Annotated in this window: 16 protein-coding genes and 1 pseudogene; 9 read left to right on the top strand and 8 right to left on the bottom strand. The window is 56.3% G+C overall.

Annotated features, from left to right (window positions below; translation table 11 throughout):
• Positions 1 to 5: 5 nt before the first annotated feature.
• The 3 genes from larB (at position 6) to VXK30_RS01245 (ending at position 2,769) form a co-directional block, all read left to right on the top strand.
• The gene (gene larB, locus VXK30_RS01255; RefSeq protein ID WP_275717725.1) at positions 6 to 767 is read left to right on the top strand and encodes a nickel pincer cofactor biosynthesis protein LarB; all 762 of its coding nucleotides are present in this window, start codon (positions 6 to 8) and stop codon (positions 765 to 767) included.
• Positions 764 to 2,074 carry a nickel pincer cofactor biosynthesis protein LarC gene (larC, locus tag VXK30_RS01250; protein ID WP_275717726.1) on the top strand — a complete coding sequence of 437 codons (1,311 nt, stop codon included), beginning with the start codon at positions 764 to 766 and terminating at the stop codon, positions 2,072 to 2,074. The genes larB and larC overlap by 4 nt, the downstream gene beginning before the upstream one ends.
• Positions 2,075 to 2,199: 125 nt before the next feature.
• Positions 2,200 to 2,769, top strand: coding sequence for a glycerol-3-phosphate responsive antiterminator (locus tag VXK30_RS01245; RefSeq protein WP_275717727.1), 570 nt, complete (start codon positions 2,200 to 2,202; stop codon positions 2,767 to 2,769).
• A gap of 66 nt (positions 2,770 to 2,835) precedes the next feature.
• Here VXK30_RS01245 and VXK30_RS01240 read toward each other — a convergent pair whose 3' ends face one another.
• The 4 genes and pseudogenes from VXK30_RS01240 to VXK30_RS01225 all read right to left on the bottom strand — a co-directional run bounded on the left by VXK30_RS01240 (position 2,836) and on the right by VXK30_RS01225 (position 8,662).
• Positions 2,836 to 3,180 carry a DUF1667 domain-containing protein gene (locus VXK30_RS01240; protein WP_275717728.1) on the bottom strand — a complete coding sequence of 115 codons (345 nt, stop codon included), beginning with the start codon at positions 3,178 to 3,180 and terminating at the stop codon, positions 2,836 to 2,838.
• The gene (locus tag VXK30_RS01235) at positions 3,177 to 4,448 is read right to left on the bottom strand and encodes an NAD(P)/FAD-dependent oxidoreductase (protein WP_275717729.1); all 1,272 of its coding nucleotides are present in this window, start codon (positions 4,446 to 4,448) and stop codon (positions 3,177 to 3,179) included. Before VXK30_RS01235 ends, VXK30_RS01240 begins: the two co-directional genes overlap by 4 nt.
• Positions 4,445 to 5,893: an NAD(P)/FAD-dependent oxidoreductase gene (locus tag VXK30_RS01230; protein ID WP_275717730.1), complete on the bottom strand. Its 1,449-nt coding sequence runs from the start codon at positions 5,891 to 5,893 to the stop codon at positions 4,445 to 4,447. The genes VXK30_RS01235 and VXK30_RS01230 overlap by 4 nt, the downstream gene beginning before the upstream one ends.
• Positions 5,894 to 6,210: 317 nt before the next feature.
• A pseudogene (locus VXK30_RS01225) lies at positions 6,211 to 8,662 on the bottom strand (FAD-dependent oxidoreductase).
• 430 nt (positions 8,663 to 9,092) lie between these two features.
• Here VXK30_RS01225 and VXK30_RS01220 point away from each other — a divergent pair.
• The 4 genes from VXK30_RS01220 to VXK30_RS01205 all read left to right on the top strand — a co-directional run bounded on the left by VXK30_RS01220 (position 9,093) and on the right by VXK30_RS01205 (position 13,536).
• Positions 9,093 to 9,956: an NAD(P)/FAD-dependent oxidoreductase gene (locus VXK30_RS01220; RefSeq protein WP_275717731.1), complete on the top strand. Its 864-nt coding sequence runs from the start codon at positions 9,093 to 9,095 to the stop codon at positions 9,954 to 9,956.
• A 110-nt stretch (positions 9,957 to 10,066) separates the two neighbouring features.
• The gene (gene trxA, locus VXK30_RS01215; RefSeq protein WP_275717732.1) at positions 10,067 to 10,378 is read left to right on the top strand and encodes a thioredoxin; all 312 of its coding nucleotides are present in this window, start codon (positions 10,067 to 10,069) and stop codon (positions 10,376 to 10,378) included.
• A gap of 280 nt (positions 10,379 to 10,658) precedes the next feature.
• Positions 10,659 to 11,348 (top strand): Crp/Fnr family transcriptional regulator, encoded by a 690-nt coding sequence (locus VXK30_RS01210; protein ID WP_275717733.1) that lies wholly within the window; start codon positions 10,659 to 10,661, stop codon positions 11,346 to 11,348.
• Positions 11,349 to 11,442: 94 nt separating this feature from the next.
• A complete protein-coding gene (locus VXK30_RS01205) occupies positions 11,443 to 13,536 on the top strand; it encodes a cell division protein FtsA (protein ID WP_275717734.1) in 2,094 nt (697 codons plus the stop codon).
• A 60-nt stretch (positions 13,537 to 13,596) separates the two neighbouring features.
• On the opposite strand, the gene VXK30_RS01200 is transcribed toward VXK30_RS01205, so the two are convergent.
• Complete coding sequence (locus VXK30_RS01200; RefSeq protein WP_275717735.1) at positions 13,597 to 14,481, bottom strand: flagellin N-terminal helical domain-containing protein; 885 nt, start codon at positions 14,479 to 14,481, stop codon at positions 13,597 to 13,599.
• 154 nt (positions 14,482 to 14,635) lie between these two features.
• A complete protein-coding gene (locus tag VXK30_RS01195; protein ID WP_275717736.1) occupies positions 14,636 to 14,878 on the bottom strand; it encodes a helix-turn-helix domain-containing protein in 243 nt (80 codons plus the stop codon).
• 131 nt (positions 14,879 to 15,009) lie between these two features.
• On the opposite strand from VXK30_RS01195, the gene VXK30_RS01190 reads away from it, so the two are divergent.
• Entirely contained in the window at positions 15,010 to 15,180 is a 171-nt protein-coding gene (locus tag VXK30_RS01190) for a hypothetical protein (protein ID WP_275717737.1), read from the top strand.
• Positions 15,181 to 15,240: 60 nt separating this feature from the next.
• Here VXK30_RS01190 and VXK30_RS01185 read toward each other — a convergent pair whose 3' ends face one another.
• Both VXK30_RS01185 and VXK30_RS01180 read right to left on the bottom strand, forming a co-directional pair.
• The gene (locus VXK30_RS01185) at positions 15,241 to 16,629 is read right to left on the bottom strand and encodes a serpin family protein (RefSeq protein ID WP_275717738.1); all 1,389 of its coding nucleotides are present in this window, start codon (positions 16,627 to 16,629) and stop codon (positions 15,241 to 15,243) included.
• Entirely contained in the window at positions 16,622 to 17,107 is a 486-nt protein-coding gene (locus VXK30_RS01180) for a sigma-70 family RNA polymerase sigma factor (protein WP_275717739.1), read from the bottom strand. Before VXK30_RS01180 ends, VXK30_RS01185 begins: the two co-directional genes overlap by 8 nt.
• 243 nt (positions 17,108 to 17,350) lie before the next feature.
• Here VXK30_RS01180 and VXK30_RS01175 point away from each other — a divergent pair, with 243 nt between their 5' ends.
• On the top strand, positions 17,351 to 18,637 hold the full coding sequence (locus tag VXK30_RS01175; protein WP_275717740.1) for a galactokinase: 1,287 nt from the start codon (positions 17,351 to 17,353) through the stop codon (positions 18,635 to 18,637).
• Positions 18,638 to 18,657 lie beyond the last annotated feature (20 nt).

The following is an 18,657-nucleotide window of genomic DNA, read 5'->3' as shown; positions in this document are numbered from 1 at the left end:
CACATATGGAACAGCAAAAAACGCTGGAACTGCTGCAAAAAGTAAAGGATGGGGAGCTTTCCCCACAGGAGGCCGTTCTAAAGCTGAAAATGAGTCCCTACGAGGATTTGGGATACGCCAAAATCGACCTGCACCGGGGGCTGCGCCAGGGCATCCCGGAAGTGATCTACGGCAGCGGGAAAACGCCGGAGCAGATTCTCGGCATCGCCTCGGCCATGCGGAAGCGCGGCGGGGAAAACATTCTGATTACCCGTCTTTCCCCCGAATCCGCGGAAAAGGTGGGTAAAAAAATCACCCTCACCTACGACCCCATGTCTAAAATCGGAATTGTGGGACGAAAAAGCGAAATCACCGCTTCCGGCACGATCGCGGTGGCGACCGGCGGCACCAGCGACATGCCCGTCGCCGAAGAAGCGGCCCTGACCGCGGAGGTGCTGGGCAACAAGGTCGCCCGTCTGTACGACGTGGGCGTGGCGGGCCTGCACCGCCTGCTTTCCAAGCTGGATATCCTGATGGACGCGAACGTCGTTGTTGCCATCGCCGGAATGGAAGGGGCGCTCGCAAGCGTAATCGGCGGGCTTGTGGACTGCCCGGTCATCGCCGTACCGACCAGCATCGGTTACGGGGCAAACTTCAACGGCCTTTCCGCCCTGCTTTCCATGCTGAACTCCTGTGCCAGCGGCGTAAGCGTGGTAAATATCGACAACGGCTTCGGCGCGGGGTACCTCGCCAGCATGATCAACCATATGGGAGGGACTGCCCAATGAAAAAGCTGTATCTCGAATGCAATATGGGCGCCGCCGGAGATATGCTGACGGCGGCCCTGCTGGAGCTTTATCCGGATAAGGAAGGCTTCCTCAGGCAGATGAACTCACTCGGGCTGGACGGCGTTTCGGTCCGGTGCGTCCCTTCGCAGAAATGCGGCATCCATGGAAGCCACATCGACGTAATCATCCGCGGTGAAGAAGAAACCGCACAGGACGTAAGTCCCGATGAGCTGCGTTCCCACAGCGGCGGGGACGGCCACCATAACCATGACGGCCATGAGCATGATCACGGACACAGCCACACGCACGATCATGATGAGCACAGCCATGAGGACGCGCAGGCGCACACCCACGGCCATATCAGCTATGAAACGCTGAAAAGCATGATTTCTAAGATGCCGGTTCCGGAACCGGTCAAAAAGGATGCCCTCGCCGTTTATTCCCTGCTCGGAGAGGCGGAGTCCAGCGTACACGGCGTTCCGGTTGAGCAGATCCATTTCCACGAGGTCGGCTCTCTGGACGCTGTTGTGGATGTCGTCGGCTGCTGTCTGCTGTTCCATCTGCTGGGGCCGGATTCGGTTACGGCGTCGCCGGTTCACGTCGGCAGCGGCTTTGTGCGCTGCGCGCACGGGATTCTGCCCGTTCCCGCGCCGGCCACCGCGGCGATTTTACGCGGGGTTCCCATTTACAGCGGAGAAATCCGCGGGGAGCTCTGCACCCCGACCGGCGCCGCGCTGCTGAAGCATTTTGTTTCCCGGTTCGGCCCGATGCCGCCGATGGCGGCGGACAGAATCGGCTGCGGGATGGGCGTTAAGGACTTTGCGGCGGCAAACTGCGTGCGCGCCTTCTGGGCCGAAAGCGAAGCTAACCGCGACGAAATCGCACAGCTGAGCTGCAATCTGGACGATATGACGCCGGAGGCAGTCGGGTTCGCGACGGAGCTGCTGCTTTCCGCGGGCGCTCTGGACGTTTTTACCGCGCCGGTCTTCATGAAGAAAAACCGCCCGTCCACCCTGCTGACCTGCCTGTGCAGGCCGGACGACAGGGAAAGAATGACGCGCCTGATGCTTTTGCACACCACCACGCTGGGGGTCCGCGAAACCGGCTGCGCGCGCACCGTCCTGACCTCCTCCTTCCGTACGGCGGAGACCGCCTGCGGCCCCGTACGAATCAAGGTGAGCGTCGGCGGAGACATCGTCAAATACAAGCCCGAATACGCCGACGTACGCGCCGCCGCGGAAAAGCACGGCGTTCCCTATGACACGGTTTACAAACAGGCGGTCGCACAAGCGGAAAAAAGGAAATAAAATTTTAAAATAATTTTGCGGTTGCGCGACTTTACAGACTGTCTGAAAAAATATCTTTGCTTTTATGAATCAATGCGATATACTGTAGTCATAAAATATTGATTTCGCCTGTATTGGAGGCTGCCATGAAAGAGGACATTTTGAATCTGCTCAGCGACAACCCGATCATCGCGGCGATCAACAGCGACGAGGGGCTGGAAAACGTTCTTCATTCCCGGTGTAAAGTTGTGTTTATTCTGTACGGAAGCCTGTGCAGCATTGCGAATATTGTCCACCGGGTCAAGCAGGAGGGCAAATACGCCTTTGTCCACGTCGATCTGATCGAAGGCACGTCGACCAAAGACGTCGTGATCGATTTTATCAAGGAAACGACGGGCGCCGACGGCATTATCAGCACCCGGGCGTCTATGATAAAGGCGGGGAACTCAAGGGGCCTGTACACCATCCATCGCTTTTTCCTGATCGATTCCATGTCCTTTCACAATGTTTCCAAGCAGGTGAGCCTGTGCAGCCCGGACTGCATTGAAATTATGCCGGGGTGCATTCCGAAGGTGCTTCGCTCCATTCAGAAAATCGTAAACGTCCCGATCATTGCCGGAGGTCTGGTGGTGGACAAGGAGGACGTGGTTGCCGCCCTCGGGGCCGGCGCGGACGCGATCTCTTCCACCAGCACAAGGGTCTGGGACCAGATATAAAAATGCATAAAAATACGCCCTGAAACGGCCTGTTGGTCCGTTTCAGGGCGTATTTTCTGTTTTCTTTTACATATCTCTTGTGGCGACAAAATCGATTCCCGTTCCTAAAATATCCTTATAAACCACATCGCCGCGCTTGACGGGAGCGGTCACCTCTACGGTGTCCAGCAGCTTCACCGCGTCGAAGATCATCGCCTTGGGAATCGGCTCGCTGGTCTTTACAGGCAGGCGGCGGTGGGAACCGCCGCTGATCTTCACCGTGGAAGGAACCACCCTTGTCGGATTGGTCAGTTCTTTTTTGCCGTAGACCTCGCCCCTTTTGCAGCCGTTGCCGGTCACCGCGTAGCCGTTCTGCTCATCCACCTTCAAATGGCAGCCCTTGGGGCATACGATACAAATCAGTTCAGTCATGCTGTTTCCTCCTTCCCGACCGCTACGGTCAGCACACCCGCGGCATTTTCCAGGAGCGCCTTCGGAACCGTGATTTTTTCCATTTCGCCCGGCGCCATGTGCTCCCTTTTAAACCGCGCGATTTCCTTTTCGCCGTCGGTCACCTGAATCACTACGTCCTTATAAACATTGTTGACGCGGAAGAAAATTTCCGCCGCCTTGTCCAGATTTTCCGTGCGGATTTTCTGCGGGACCGTGTAGTTGACACAGCTGCCGTTCTGCACCTCGAGGAAGCTTTCGGACTTCGGCTCCCCGTTTGCGATATATTTTCCCGCGGCGCGGCCAGCCCGCTGGCTTTCCGCCGTTACGAAGTCCACCAGGTCATGCACGTGCACGACGTTGCCGCAGGCGAAAATCCCCTGCATGGAGGTTTCCATGTTTTCAAACACCACCGGGCCGCTGGTGCGCCGGTCCATGGCCAGCCCCGCCGACTTGGACAGTTCGTTTTCCGGGATCAGTCCGACGGAAAGCAGGACCGTGTCGCAGTCGAAGGTCATTTCCGTTCCCGGAATCGGCTTTCTGTTTTCGTCCACCTTGGACACGACGACCTTTTCCACTCTTCCGTCCCCCTGAATATCCGTAATGGTATGGGAGAGGTAAAGCGGAATGTCGTAATCCTTCAGGCACTGCACAATGTTGCGGTTCAGCCCGTTGGAGTAGGGCATCAGTTCCACACACGCAAGCACCTTCGCGCCCTCCAGCGTCATGCGGCGCGCCATAATCAGGCCGATGTCGCCGGAGCCGAGGATGATCACCCTTTTGCCGACCATATAGCCTTCCATATTGACGTAGCGCTGCGCGGTCCCGGCGGTGAAAATACCCGCCGGGCGGTCGCCCGGAATCGCAATGGCTCCGCGAGTCCTTTCCCTGCAGCCCATCGCCAGCACGATCGCCTTCGCCTGAATAATCATGTAGCCGTCTTTGCTGTTCACACAGTGAATCTGCTTGCCGCGCGTAATTTCCAGCACCATCGTGTCCAGCTTGACCTGTACGTTGGTGTCCCGCAGCATTTCAACAAACCGCTGGGCGTATTCGGGACCCGTCAGCTCCTCTTTAAAGTAATGGAGCCCGAACCCGTTGTGGATACACTGGTTGAGAATCCCACCCAGCTCCTTGTCGCGCTCCAGGATCAGGACGCTTTCCGCGCCGTTGTGGTAGCCCTCCAGAGCAGCCGCGAGCCCCGCGGGGCCTCCGCCGACGACAACCAAATCATAAGCTTCCGTTATCATTGCTGTACTCCTCCCTTTTTGGTCTCTCCGGTCAGAATATAAGTACCCTTTTTATTCAGAAGCACCTCTTCCAGCGGAAGGCCCAGCTCCCTTGCGAGAATCTCCTGCACGCGCGGGCCACAGAAGCCGCCCTGACAGCGCCCCATGCCGGCGTTGCATCTCTTTTTGACCGCGTCGACGGTGCGCGGGGTGATCGGGCTGTGGATGGCGTCCACAATCTCGCCCTCCGTGATCGTCTCGCAGCGGCAGATCACCCGGCCGTAAAGCGGATTTTTCTCAATCAGCGCCGCTTTCTCCTCCGGGGACAGGGACTTGAAGCTCACCTTCCGCCTTTCGTCTATAAAGTCTTCCTTTTCCTTCAGAAAAACGCCCGTTCTTTCCAAAAGCTTGATACAGTCGAGCGCAATGGCGGGGGCGCTGGTCAGACCCGGCGATTTGATTCCGGCCAGGTTGATGAAGCCTCTGGCGGATTTGGATTCCTCAATGATAAAGTCCGAACGTTCGCTCTGTGCGCGGACGCCCGCAAAATTGCGGATGGACTCCCTGAAATTGATGCCCGGCACGGACCTGACCGCCGTTTCACGGACAAAATCAAGCCCGCTCTGGGTGGTGGAAACATCGTCGTCGTTCTCAACGCCGACCGCGTCCGGCCCGACAATCAGATTGCCGTGCACCGTCGGGGAAACCAGAACGCCTTTTCCCACCTTGCTGGGGCACTGGAAAATCACCTTACTGACCAGATTTCCCTGACTTTTATCCAGCAGATAATACTGGCCCTTGCTCGGGATAATTCTGAATTCCGGCTTCTCCGCCACCAGATTGTGGACGTCGTCGGAATGGAGGCCCGCCGCGTTGACCACGCGGGCCGCTTCAACCACCTGGTCGCCGCAGAACAGGCGGTACGCCGTCCCCGTGCGTTCGATCCGGTCGACCTTGCTGTTGAGGAAGAAATCCGCGCCGTTGCGCTTCGCGGTGTCCGCCATGGCGATGCACAGCTCCCACGGGCTGACGATCGCGCCGGACGGCGCGTACAGGGCGCCTTTGATCTCCTTGCTTAAATTCGGTTCCATTTCAAGGGTCTCCCTTGCGTTCAGGACCCGGATGCCCGGCACGCCGTTTACCATGCCCTGCCTGTACAGCCGGTAAATCACATGCAGGTCGTCCTCGTTGAATCCCAGCACCAGCGACCCGCATTTCTGATAGGGAACCTTCAGTTTTTTCGCAATCTCTTCAATCATGGCGTTGCCCAGAACATTGAGCCGGGCCATCGCCGTGCCGGGCTCCGGATCATACCCCGCGTGGACAATGGCGCTGTTCGCCTTGGTTGTGCCGTCGGCAACGTCGTTTTCCTTTTCCAGAACAGCGATTTTCAGGTCGTAGCGCGAAAGCTCGTACGCTGTTGCCGCTCCGATGACACCGCAGCCGATAATTGCTACATCATACATAAGAGACACCCTTTCCATACCTTCATTTTTCCATAAAAGCAATAAAAAAGAGCAATGTGAATCAACGGTATCGTTAATTCAGCATTACTCAAAAATCTCCATGCTTTTGTATTCAATTTTCTGTGTATATTTTACACCGTTCGACCGGCTTTGTCAATGGATAAAGCCTGAAACGGAATGCCACTTTTTGTAAAGCGGATTTCAGCAATCTGCATAAAATGCGCTTTGAATCAGGCTGATTAGCCCAACTCAAAGCGCCGTTTCCTGTGCAATATGACCGAACCGCCGGAAAAACTGCTCCGAAGCCCGGATTTTTGTCAGATAAACAGATTGGTGTCCGACTGCTCGGCGGAGCCGAGGAAGGTGGCGACGCCCGCGATTTCCACCCCGTCGATCAGCTCTTCCGGCTTGATCCCCATAATGTCCATGGACATCTGGCAGGCCACGATCCTCACCCCGCCGTCCATGGCGGAGCGAAGAAGCTCCTCCGGCGAAGAAACGTTTTTGCTCTTCATGACCCCGCGGATCATTTTGGAGCCCATGCCCATCATGTTCATTTTGGAAAGGCCCAGCTTTTTGCTTCCGCGCGGCATCATCCTGCCGAACATGCTCTCTATGAAATTCTTCTTCACAGGTACCTTTTCGCTTCTACGCAGGATATTCAATCCCCAGAAGGTGAAGAACATCGTGACCTTCCGGCCCATGGAGGCCGCGCCGTTGGCGATGATCAGCGCCGCCAGGGCCTTGTCGAGGTCGCCGCTGAACACCACCATGCTCTTGTCGTTCCCGCTCCGGGCCGGGACGGCGGGGGCCTGCGCGCCCTTCTGGATTCTGACGGTGTAGGCCGCACCCTCGCGCTGCACGCCGAGCAGCAGGTTCCCCGTCCTTTCGCACCAGACGCTGATGTCCGAGGCAAACGCCGGGTCGGTCGCGCGGATGGTCAGGCAATCCCCGTCCTGAATCCTTTTGATTCCTTCCGAGGCTTTCATGATCGGGCCGGGGCACTGCAGGCCGCTGGCGTCCACCTCCAGCATTTCCGCGTCCCGGCAGCACGCCGATTTTATCTCTTCCCCGCCGTTACTGTTTTTTTTTTACGCCGACACAGTCGGTTCCCGTCGGACTTTCCCTGTCCCCTTTGGCGGTGACGTAGGTCTTGTATCCGCCGCTGAGGTTGTAGACGTCGTAGCCGTTCTGCGCCAGAATCCTTGCGGCAAGGTATCCGCGCAGGCCCACCTGACAGAACGCGTACACCGGTTTGTCTTTCGGCAGCTCGCCCATCCGCCCGCGCAGGCTGTCCAGAGGAATTCCGATTGCGCCGTCGAGCGTACCCATTTTCATTTCGTCGGGCGTCCTGACGTCCAGCAAAGTGATCTTTTCACGGTCCAGCGAATCCACCTCGTCATAGTGGAACACTTTTACGTCGCCGCGCAGGATATTGGCCGCCGTAAAGCCCAGCATGTTCACCGGGTCCTTCGCGGAGGAATAAGGCGGCGCGTAGCAGAGCTCCAGCTTTTCAAGGTCGTAGACCGTTCCGCCCAGCCGAAGCGCGGTGGCAATCACGTCGATGCGTTTATCCACTCCCTCATAGCCGACCGCCTGCGCGCCGAGGATTTTGCCGTCCGGCGCGAACAGCAGCTTCATGCTGATCTGTGAGGATCCGGGGTAGTAGCCCGCGTGGCTCGACGGATGGATATAAGTCTTCTGATACGGAATCCCCTGTGCTTTCAGCTGTTTCTCGTTCAGCCCGGTGGAAGCGGCGGTCATGTCGAACACCTTCAGCACCGCGCTGCCCTGTACGCCGCTGTCCCTCGTGATCCTCCGCCCCAGAACATTGTCCCCGGCGAGCCGCCCCTGCTTGTTGGCGGGCCCGGCAAGGGGAACCAGCGTCCTGTCCCCGGTCACGATCTGGCGGACGGAAACGGCGTCGCCGACCGCGAAAATATCCGGGTCGGAGGTGGCGAAGGTATCGTCGGTCAGGATGCTTCCGCCGACGCCCAGCTCCAGTCCGGCCTTTTTGGCAAGGCGGCTGTCCGGCGCGACGCCGACGCTCAGGATGACCAGATCGGCCTCCATTTCCCTGTCTCCGGTCAGCTTCACTTTCAGGCCGTCGGATTTTTCAAAGCCCTGCACCCCTGTGCCGAATAGTAATTTGACTCCGTTTTCTCTCATATGGCGGTGCAGGATTGCCGCCATTTCCGGGTCAAGGGAGGCAACGGCCTGATCCAGAAATTCGACAATCGTGACGTCAAGGCCGCGTTCCTTCAGATTTTCCGCCATTTCCACCCCGATAAAGCCCGCGCCGACCACAACGGCCGACTTCGCGTGCTTTTCCTTAATATAGGCGTCGATCTGAAGCGTATCCGGCACCGTGCGCAGCGTAAAGATCCCCTCGCTGTCGATTCCGGGCAGATTGGGGCGCTTCGGCACCGCGCCGGGCGAAAGGATCAGTTTATCATAGCTTTCCTCGTAAGTGCTGCCGTCCGCGTGATTTTGTACGGTCACCGTCTTTTTTTCACGGTCAATTTTCACGACCTCGCTCTTCGTACGCACATCGATGCCAAAGCGCCTGCGAAGCAGCTCCGGCTGCGTGACGATCAGCTTTTCCCTGTCCCGGATCGTTCCCCCGATATAGTAGGGAAGACCGCAGTTTGCGTAGGAAATGTACTCTCCCTTTTCAAACAGGATGATTTTGGCTTCCTCGCTCTGCCTGCGCAGCCTGGTAGCCGCGCCCGCGCCGCCCGCAACACCGCCGACAATCAGTACCTTCATTGTATTTCCACCTTTCCAATCATATAAAGCTTATGGATGCAAGTTTTCAAAAATGAATTTTTTTCGTGCGCCGCCCCTGTCCGGCTTCCATAAAACCCTTCAGTCGGGCTTTGCCTTCCGGCTCCCTCAAAGAGGAAACTTACAGCATTTCCAGTTAATTCTGCAACAAGGTTGCGTTCCTCTCCCGCCTTCGGCGGGGGAGGAACGTGTTTTGTCTCGCAAGCTGAAATGGAATTGCTATAAAATCGGAATTCAATTTGAAAAATTGCAAATATTGTAGTGTAATCTTTTACGGTTTTATGATATCATGAGGGAAGATAGGATTCCGTGACTAAATCACACAGCGGAAGAAGGCCCGGATGTGACCATGTCACAGAATAAATCTCCTTTACGGCATATAATAAAACAATCAACCAGAGAGGGTGAAACGATGGCCGATATAATCATCTTGGGAAACGGTCCCGCCGGAATCTCTTCAGCAGCCTATACGGCACGCGCCGGGCTGGACACCATGGTAATCGGGCGCGACAGCGGAGCTTTATCAAAAGCGGGGGAAATCGAAAATTATTACGGCTTTCCCACCCCTATTTCCGGAGAACAGCTGGTCCGCAACGGAATCGACCAGGCCGAAAGGCTCGGCGTTTCCATCGTCAGCGACGAGGTTCTGGGCATCAGCTACGACGGCGAGTTTACCGTCCAGTCAAAACAGGGCGCCTACAAAGCCCCTGTGGTCATCCTCGCGACCGGCGCTTCCAGAAAATCGCCCGGGATCGAGGGCCTGAGCAGATTTGAGGGAAAAGGCGTCAGCTACTGCGCCGTCTGCGACGCGTTTTTCTACCGCGGAAAAGCCGTTGCCGTTCTGGGGGACGGCGACTACGCCCTGCACGAGGCGGCCGAGCTTCTGCCGGTCGTCGGTTCGGTCACGGTACTGACCAACGGACGTGAACCCTCCGCGGAATTTCCCGAACAGATTGCCGTGAATAAAAAGGAAATAGAGGCTCTCAGAGGCGACAGCGTTTTGGAATCCATCGCTTTCCGCGACGGCTCCACCCAGCCGCTCAGCGGGCTGTTCATCGCTCTGGGCGTGGCGTCCAGCGCGGATTTCGCCCGCACCATGGGCGCCGAAACCGAAAACGGCCGCATCGTGGTAAACGACCGCATGCAGACGAGTATTCCCGGCCTTTACGCGGCGGGCGACTGCACCGGCGGGATGTACCAGATTTCCAAAGCGGTCTACGACGGCGCCAGAGCCGCGACCAGCGCCATTCAATATCTGCGCAGCCGCAAAAAATAACTTTTTTCGTCAAAACGTGATGTAGTCACGGAAAAATTTCGATTTCCGGTATATAATAGGGGTACAAACGGAGAAAACTATTCTTAAACATGGACAAAGGAGAATGAATAATGGCAGTGGTAACTTTGACAAAAGACAATTTTACGCAGGAGGCGGTCAACGCCGACAAGACCGTACTTATTGATTTCTGGGCCCCGTGGTGCGGCCCCTGCCGCATGGTGTCGCCCATCGTGGATGAGATTGCCGAAGAGGCTTCCGCCACCTTAAAGGTAGGCAAGGTAAATGTGGACGAGGAGCCTGAGCTTGCCTCTCAGTTCGGCGTCATGAGCATCCCCACTCTGGTGGTGATGAAGGACGGAAAAGTCGTGACTTCCTCCGTCGGCACCAAAAGCAAGGAATCCATCCTGAGCATGGTCCAATAAAACACATTTTAAAAACTTGTCAGGCGTCGAAAAATCGTGCAAGCCAAGGCGGCAAGCGCCGCAAATGAAGGAGCATACTTGTTGTATGTAACCGGAATTTGCAAGTGCAGCCAACGCAGTAAGCAAAATTGTAAAACAATTTTGCGGTTGCGCGACTTTATCGACAGCCTGAGCCCCGCATCACGGATGCGGGGCTTTTTTCTTTTGTTTTTCTGTAGTATAATAAACCCAAAAAGAAATATCGGCCGCCCGGTGCGGCTGATTCGGGGAGGCAGCCGGGATGGCCGTTACACAGAAAGAGCTTGTATTTATGAGGGAGGCGCTTCCCTTTTGGCATCAGCTGACGCAAAGGCAGCAAACCCTTCTGGAGCAGTCGGTTTCCGGTTCTTCCTACGGGAAGGGCCGGCGGCTGCACGACGGCGCACAGGACTGCATGGGGCTGATTCTGGTGCTCAGCGGGCATCTGCGCGCTTTTATCCTTTCCGACGCGGGAAAGGAAATCACCATTTACCGTCTTTTTGAACGGGACATCTGTATTTTTTCGGCCTCCTGCATGCTGAAAAACATCAGCTTCGACATCTATATTGAGGCGGCGGAGGACTCCCGGATCCTGCTGATTCCCACGGCGGTATACAACGAACTGAATCAGACCTGTCTGGCGGTTTCGAACTTTACGAGCCAGCTGATTTCCTCCCGCTTTTCCGACGTGATGTGGGTGATGGAGCAGGTGCTTTTCATGAGCTTTGACCGCCGCCTGGCCAACTTCCTGCTGGAGCAGTCCGCGATTGCCGGCAGCAGCACGTTCAGCATCACGCACGAGGCCATTGCGAAAAACATGGGCTCCGCGCGCGAGGTCGTGACCCGCATGCTGAAATATTTCCAGAGCGAGGGAATGGTTTCCCTCTCCCGCGGCGGCATCACCATTACCGACCCGAAAAAACTGGAAAGGCTTCTCCAGTTTGACAAATGACCCTCCCGATTGCAATTGCCGGCGATCTGTAGTAAAATCAAATGGAAAACAATGTCATAAACAGACGAATTTCTGCGAAGCGGAGGCCATACCTATGCAAACTAAAAAACAGCCCGATTCTCTGAAAAAGCCCGCGGACGACGCGGCGGCGGAAGATTATGTGTTCGCGCTCGACATCGGGACAAGGAGCGTGATCGGCATTGTAGGGACCTTGGAGAAGGAAAAGCTGCGCATCTCCGCCGTGGAGCAGGTCGAACATCCGAAACGCGCCATGATCGACGGCCAGATCGAAGATATCGAACAGGTAAGCCGGGTGGCAAAGCAGGTCAAGGACCGGCTGGAAAAGCGGATCGGCTATCCGCTGCGGCACGTCTGTGTCGCGGCGGCCGGACGCGCGCTGAAAACGCAGAAAGCCTCCTATGAGCTGGCGCTCAAGCAGTCGCAGGTGATCGACGAGGAGCTGATCTGCCGTCTGGAGGCGGGGGCGATCGAAGCGGCCGAGCGGCAGTTCAACCCCGAAACCGCCGACGAAAACCAGCCCGTCTTTTACCTTGTCGGCTATTCCGTGATTCAGTACACGCTGGACCGCTACCCTATTTCCAACCTTCTGGAGCACCGCGGGCAGAGCATCGGCGTGGAAGTCATCGCCACCTTCCTGCCCCGCGAGGTAGTGGACAGCCTGTATACCACCATGCACAAAACCGGGCTGGAGGTTTCGAGCCTGACGCTGGAGCCGATCGCGGCCATGAACGCGGCCATCCCGCAGAAGCTGCGCCTGCTGAACCTTGCGCTGGTGGACATCGGCGCGGGCACCTCGGACATCGCCGTGTCCCGCGACGGCGGCGTCGTGGGCTACACCATGGCGACCGTGGCGGGCGACGAGGTCACCGAGGCGATCATGAAGATGTATCTGGTGGACTTTAACGCCGCGGAAGAAATCAAGCTGAAAATGAACGGGGAACGGAATATCGTCTTTACGGATATTCTTGGATTTGAGCATACGGTCACGCCGGAGGAAATCCGCAAGAAAACCGAACCGGTCAAGCGCGCGCTCTGCGAGGAAATCTCCCAGCGGATCGTACAGGCCAACGGCGGCCCCCCGTCGGCGGTCTTTCTGGTGGGCGGCGGCAGCAAGCTGCCCGGCATGTGCGAATGCGTGGCGGAATACCTCGACCTGCCCCTGACCCGCGTGGCCATCGGCGGAAGCAACTTTATGGTGCATGTGGCCGCTTCGGAAGAGGACGTAACCGGGCCGGAATACGCGACCCCGCTGGGCATCGCCGTTTCCGCGGCGCTCAACCTCATCAACGACAGCTTTTCCATCACCCTGAACGGCAGCCGCGCAAAGCTCTTCCGCAGCGGCAGGCTTTCCGTCCTGGACGTGCTTCTGATGAACGGGTTCAGCTACAATCAGCTCATCAGCCGTTCCGGGCAGAGCATGATCGTGGAGCTGAACGGGGAAAAGAAAGTCGTCTACGGCGGGCATCCGACCGCGGCGCGCATCCTTCTGAACGGCGCGGAAAGCAACATCGCCGCCATGATCAAAGCCGGGGACAGCATCGGCTTCGAGCCCGCCGTGGCGGGTGAAGACGCGCACCCGCTGCTCGGCGAGGTGGCCGGTCCGCAGGAAACGCGCAGGGTATTTTTCAATGGCTCGGAAATGACCGTGGGGACCCGCGCCATGGTCAACGGGCAGCCCGCCGGTCCGGACTATCCGCTCAGCATGCGGGACCGGATCCAGACCTTCCCGATCAACACGCTGCGGGAGCTTCTCGTCTTTGCGGGGGAGGACGAAACCCGCCCGTACCTGATCAACGGACAGCCCGCCGATCCCGACAGCCCGCTTTCCGCGGAGGACCGGATCGAATACGCTCCCGTCGCCGCGCGCGCCGGCACGCCACCGCCCGACGCCGAACCGCCGCAAAGCGGTGAACCGCGGGAAGACGAAGAGCAGCCGGTCCAAACGGTCACTCATATTACCCTGAACGGCGCGCCCCTTGCCCTGAAAACAAAGCAGGACAAAACGCCCTACCGCCTGATTGACATGCTCAATCTGGTGGATTTCGATCTGTCCAAGCCGCAGGGGAACATTATTCTGCACGTCAACGGGCAGGACGCGGCCTATTTGCAGGTGCTCGCGGACGGGGACTGTGTGGATATCTACTGGGATCAAAGCCAAAGGCCGTAATATGATACAGAAAAAGCATCGGAACGGAAATTCCCGCCCCGATGCTTTCTTTATGGGTTCCTATTGATTGTTTTTCGGCAGGCTGTCTTCCAGCAGCTTTAAAATCCGCTGCGGCTGCAGGTTTGCCTGCGCCAGCATCGCCATGCCCGCCTGCACCAGAATATTGTGCCGCGCCAGCTCCATCATTTCCCGCGCCATATCCACGTCGCGGATACGGCTTTCCGCCGCCGTCAGATTGTCCTCCATGGTGGAAAGGCAGCTCAGATGACGCTCCAGCCCGTTCTGGGCGGCGCCCAGACTGCCGCGCGCTCCGGCGACCGTGTCGGCCGCCTTTTTGATCAGGCCGATGGCTTTCCGCGCGTCCTCCTGCGTGGCAATGGAGGCCCCGTCCAGCCCCAGCCCTTTTGCCCCCATATTGGGGATATGGACGGTGTAATGGCTGTCCTCTGAACTGTCCGCCCCGATCTGCAGCGTGACGCCGTCCTTCCCGAACCCGGGGTCGGAGGGGTCCGTTATTTCGGCCAGGTCGCCGTTAAGCAGCTTGGTCCCGTTAAAATCGGTGGTATTTGCGATCCGGTCAATTTCTTTTTTCAGCGCCTCAAATTCCTTACTGGAATTTTTTCTGTCCATGTCGTTCTGATAGGTCCCGTTGGAGGACTGCACCGCAAGCTCCATCATCCTGTTCAGGATGGACTGGGTCTCGTTCAGGTTTCCTTCCGCGGTCTGAATCATGCTGACACCGTCCTGCGTGTTCTGCTGCGCGGCCTGCAGACCGCGGATCTGCGCCCGCATTTTTTCAGACACAGCAAGGCCCGCCGGGTCATCCGCAGCGGAATTGATGCGGTATCCGGACGAAAGTCTCATGATACTTTTATCGCACAGCGCCTGATTGATGGAAAGCTGGCGCAGCACGAAAAGCGCGCTGAGATTATGCTGAATCACCATTTTGATTACTCCCTGAAATCCGAAAGCGGCGAGTCCTTTCGCCGCCGTTTTTAAGTTCTATTTTATATATCGTTTCCTCCGGCGGAAAATTTACATAATTCCTCGATTCGTTCCGCTACCGCTTCCCCAACGGTCATAATAATCCTCTCAGCGTTCATTTCATCTCCTGCTCTAAATTACGAAACTCGGGCGTGTCGAAAAATTGGACGATACTGATGTTAAGGCCGTCACAAATTTTTTTAATGGTGGAGATCGTCGGATTCTTGCTCACCCCGCTGACGATATTGTTTAAAGTCGATTGGGTGACTCCGGAAATCGTTCCCAATTTGTTAAGGGTAATTTCTTTTTCCCTGCATAATTGCTCGATTCGTTCCGCTACCGCTTCCCCGATTCTCATATCATCATCCTAACTATAAATAGTTAGTTTTAGTTTACTCAATCTTTCTCTAAAAGATTACCCATTTATAGTTGACTTTTTGAAGTGCTGTGCTATATTAACTATATATAGTTAATATAGGGGAGGTTACAATGCCGGACTATCGAAAAATGTATTTTGAACTCGCGGCGAAGGTGGAGGATGCTGTCGAACTGCTTGTAAAGGCGCAGCAAAAAGGGGAGGAGGATTATATGGAAGGGAAACCAACGATAACGGAATTTAAAATCCGTGAAGCTTCGGAAAAAACCGATCTGCATCAATAAAAGAGGGACGGCGGCTTTGAACAGCCGTCGCCCCTTCTGGTTTTGCCAGTATCCAGTATATTATTCTTTCGGATTGCTGACCGTGCCGATAAAGACGGGCAGCTTTGCCTGCGTATCCACAATCGCATAGAGGAACGGGCGGTCGAACACGACCTCCTTCCTGTCCTGCGCAGGGGCCGCGCTTCCCGCAGCCATGGAAATCGAAGTGGCGGCGCCGGCCTTCGCTCCCAGCTCATCCACCTCTATAAAGGTCTTGTGCAGCACCTCGCTGATAAACAGCGGCCCTTCCGGGGAACTGCCCATGGAGCGGAAATCGGCCCGGTCGGCGTCAAAGGCGTCCGTCAGCCCCAGCGCTTTCAGCGGGTCGTTCAGGCCGATGGAAAATTCATATTTGAATTTCGGCAGGAAGGAGTCCGCCCATTCTTCTCCGGCGGAATCGAGCAGGGCAGCGAACGATTCCCCCGTCATCTGCGCGATATATTCGTCCAGCCCGACGCCTTCCTTCGGCAGAACCGCCATGAGGGCAAAGCGGTCGTCCTGAAAGGGTTTCAGAATCCCGTCGGATTTGCCGTCGTGCAGATAAACTTCCTGGGAATTCATGAACGGTACGGTTACTTTCCCGCCCGGGGCCTGGAATTCCCTGTCTTTGACCTGATAGTCTTTGTAGGCTATCCGCCAGTCCGACTCGAAATAAAGCGCGTTGATCAGATACATCATGGTCGTATCGTCGATTTGGCTCACCATTTTATCGATTTTTCCGCCGGTGTTTTCCTTCACCCAGCCGTTGATTTTATTGACGGTCGACTGCTTTCCAAAATCAAGCTGAAACGCGCCCGCACCGAAATAATCGGCGTTTTTCTGAAGGAAGCCCTTTTCCACTTTTAGGTTTTTGTCGCGGTACCAGATGGAATTGGCAATCTGCAGCTTGCCGTCCGTAATGGATTTCAGCTGGTTTGCGAGAAGGTATTCGTTCCGGTTGAGCTCCGTGACGTCCATCCCCCCGCCCAGCAGCTTTTCGAACTGGGTCAGCGTTTCGCCGCCCGCGCCGTTGGCCGTCATGCCGAGCGCAAGGGAGACCGAAACCGGCGACACGAGGGAATTCTGATCCTTTCTCAGAGATTTCTGGAACAGGCGCACGGAAAAATCCTGCTGGCCGCGGATAAAGTCTTCGCTCATATTGCCCTGCACATCGATCTTATTCGCCGAAACACCGTTCATCAGGTTTTCGGAAGCGCTGACCATGCTGAGCGGAAACAGCACGCCGCTCAGCAGCAGCCCGCAGACCAGCACCACCGCAAGCGCGGGAACCAGCACCAGCCGCAGCGGCTTTCTTTTCTTTTCCGGCTCTCTGTCTGTCGGAAGATTTTTCAACAGCTCCGTCGTTTTTTGTTGAAAATCTTTTGACGCCTTGATTTCATTCAGTTCGGAAATATATTTGTCTCTATTCATTGTCAAAACCTCCCGTCAGCGATTTTTTCAGTTGCTTTCTTGCCCGGTGCAGCCAAGAGGAAACCGTATTTTCCTTCTGCTGCAAAGCGGACGCGATTTCAGTCACGCTCATGTCCTCGTAATAATGCAGATAAATCACATTCCTGAACTTCGGCTCCAGCCGCATGACCGCATCCAGGACCTCCCCGTTCCCGTCGCGGGACGGGAGGTTATCCTCCAGAACGGCCCTTTTCCGGAACCACGAGGATTTCAGATAATCCTTGCACAGGTTGATTGTCACCCGGATGATCCACGCCTTTTCATGCTCGTCGCTTGTAAAGTCCGGGCCGAGCGTAAAGAGCCGCAGAAAGACCTCCTGCGCGATATCCTCCGCTTCCGCCCTGCTTTTGACATTCTGGAACGCGATGCGCACGACCATGTCGGAATAGCGGGCAAGGCACGACTGAATCCTGCTGTCCGCGTCGATTACTGTTTTCACCTTTTCGCCTCCTTCAAATATAATACGATTCAAAAAACTCCCGGCTTGCACATTGCCGGGACATCAAAAAAATATTTTTCAGCGCCGGCTCAGGCGCTTGGAAGCAAGCCCCGTCCATGCAACATAAATCTATAAAATTGAGTATATTGTCCTTGCAAACAGGCGATGATTGGAATAGAATATAGTCGGATATTGCATAATAATCATTTTCGTCCTCATCAAAAAGATACAGGGGGTAACAAAATGCTGTCTGCAAAAGTAAAAGAATGGATTACTCAGGGAAAACTGGATGAAAACCTGTCCTATTTATATGTCTGCGGTTACGAAAAAGTGGCGGATTATCGGAAAAGGCTGCTGCTTGCGGTCGAAAATTTTGAAAAGCTGTTCGGCGAGGGGCGGGATATCCATATTTTCAGCGCGCCCGGCAGAACGGAGGTGGGCGGCAACCACACCGACCATCAAGGGGGCCGCGTGCTTGCCGCAAGCGTAAACCTCGACGTGATCGCGGTGGCTGCCGCCGGCAGCAGCGGCCGGGTGCGGGTAAAATCCGAAGGTTATCCCATGGATGATTTAAGCGCAAAAGAACCGGAGATCAAAGAAAGCGAGCGCAACCAGTCCGTTTCCCTCATCCGCGGAATTTTGAGCCGCTTCTCCCAGCTCGGCCACACCGTCGGCGGATTCGACGCCTACACCACCTCCAACGTGCTCGCCGGTTCCGGGCTTTCTTCCTCGGCGGCTTTTGAGGTGCTGATCGGCACCGTCGTCAACGACCTTTTCTGCGGCGGCAGGGAAAGCGCGCTGAAAATCGCGCAGATCGGCCAGTACGCGGAAAACAGATATTTCGGAAAGCCCTGCGGGCTGATGGACCAGGCGGCCAGCTCGGTCGGCGGGTTCGTCACCATCGATTTCAGGGACGCTGAGGCGCCCAGGGTCGAACAGGTCCATTTTGACTTTGCAAAATGCGGCTACACCCTGTGCATCATCGACACCAAAGGCAGCCACTCCGACCTGACGCCGGACTACGCGGCCGTTCCCGCCGAAATGCGGAAGGTGGCGGCGTTTTTCGGCAAAGAAGTGCTGTCCGAGGTGGACGAAGAAATGTTTTATCAGAACATTCCCGCGCTGCGGGAAAAGACAGGCGACCGGGCCGTGCTGCGCGCCATCCATTTCTTTGCGGACAACGCGAGGGTTTTGAAAGAGGTCGCGGCTTTGAAGGACAACGACTTTGAAACGTTCAAGCGGCAGATCATTGAAAGCGGCTATTCTTCCTATATGTACCTGCAGAACGTCTTTTCCCCGGCGCACGTGCAGGAACAGGGCATGTCCCTGACGCTGGCGCTCTGCCAGAAGTTTTTAGCCGGAAAAGGCGGCGCGTACCGCGTGCACGGCGGCGGCTTCGCGGGAACGGTGCAGACGTTTGTCCCGCAGGATTTCCTCGGTGAATTCGTGGAGAAAATGGAAGCGGTGCTCGGGAAAGGCAGCTGCCACACCCTGTCCATCCGCCCGGTCGGCGGCACGAAGATGATATAAAAATTTCAGGAGGACTTTTT

Origin of the sequence: Caproiciproducens sp. CPB-2 (assembly GCF_036287215.1) — a bacterium.
Taxonomy (GTDB): domain Bacteria; phylum Bacillota; class Clostridia; order Oscillospirales; family Acutalibacteraceae; genus Caproiciproducens.
This window is presented reverse-complemented; position numbering and strand designations above follow the sequence as displayed.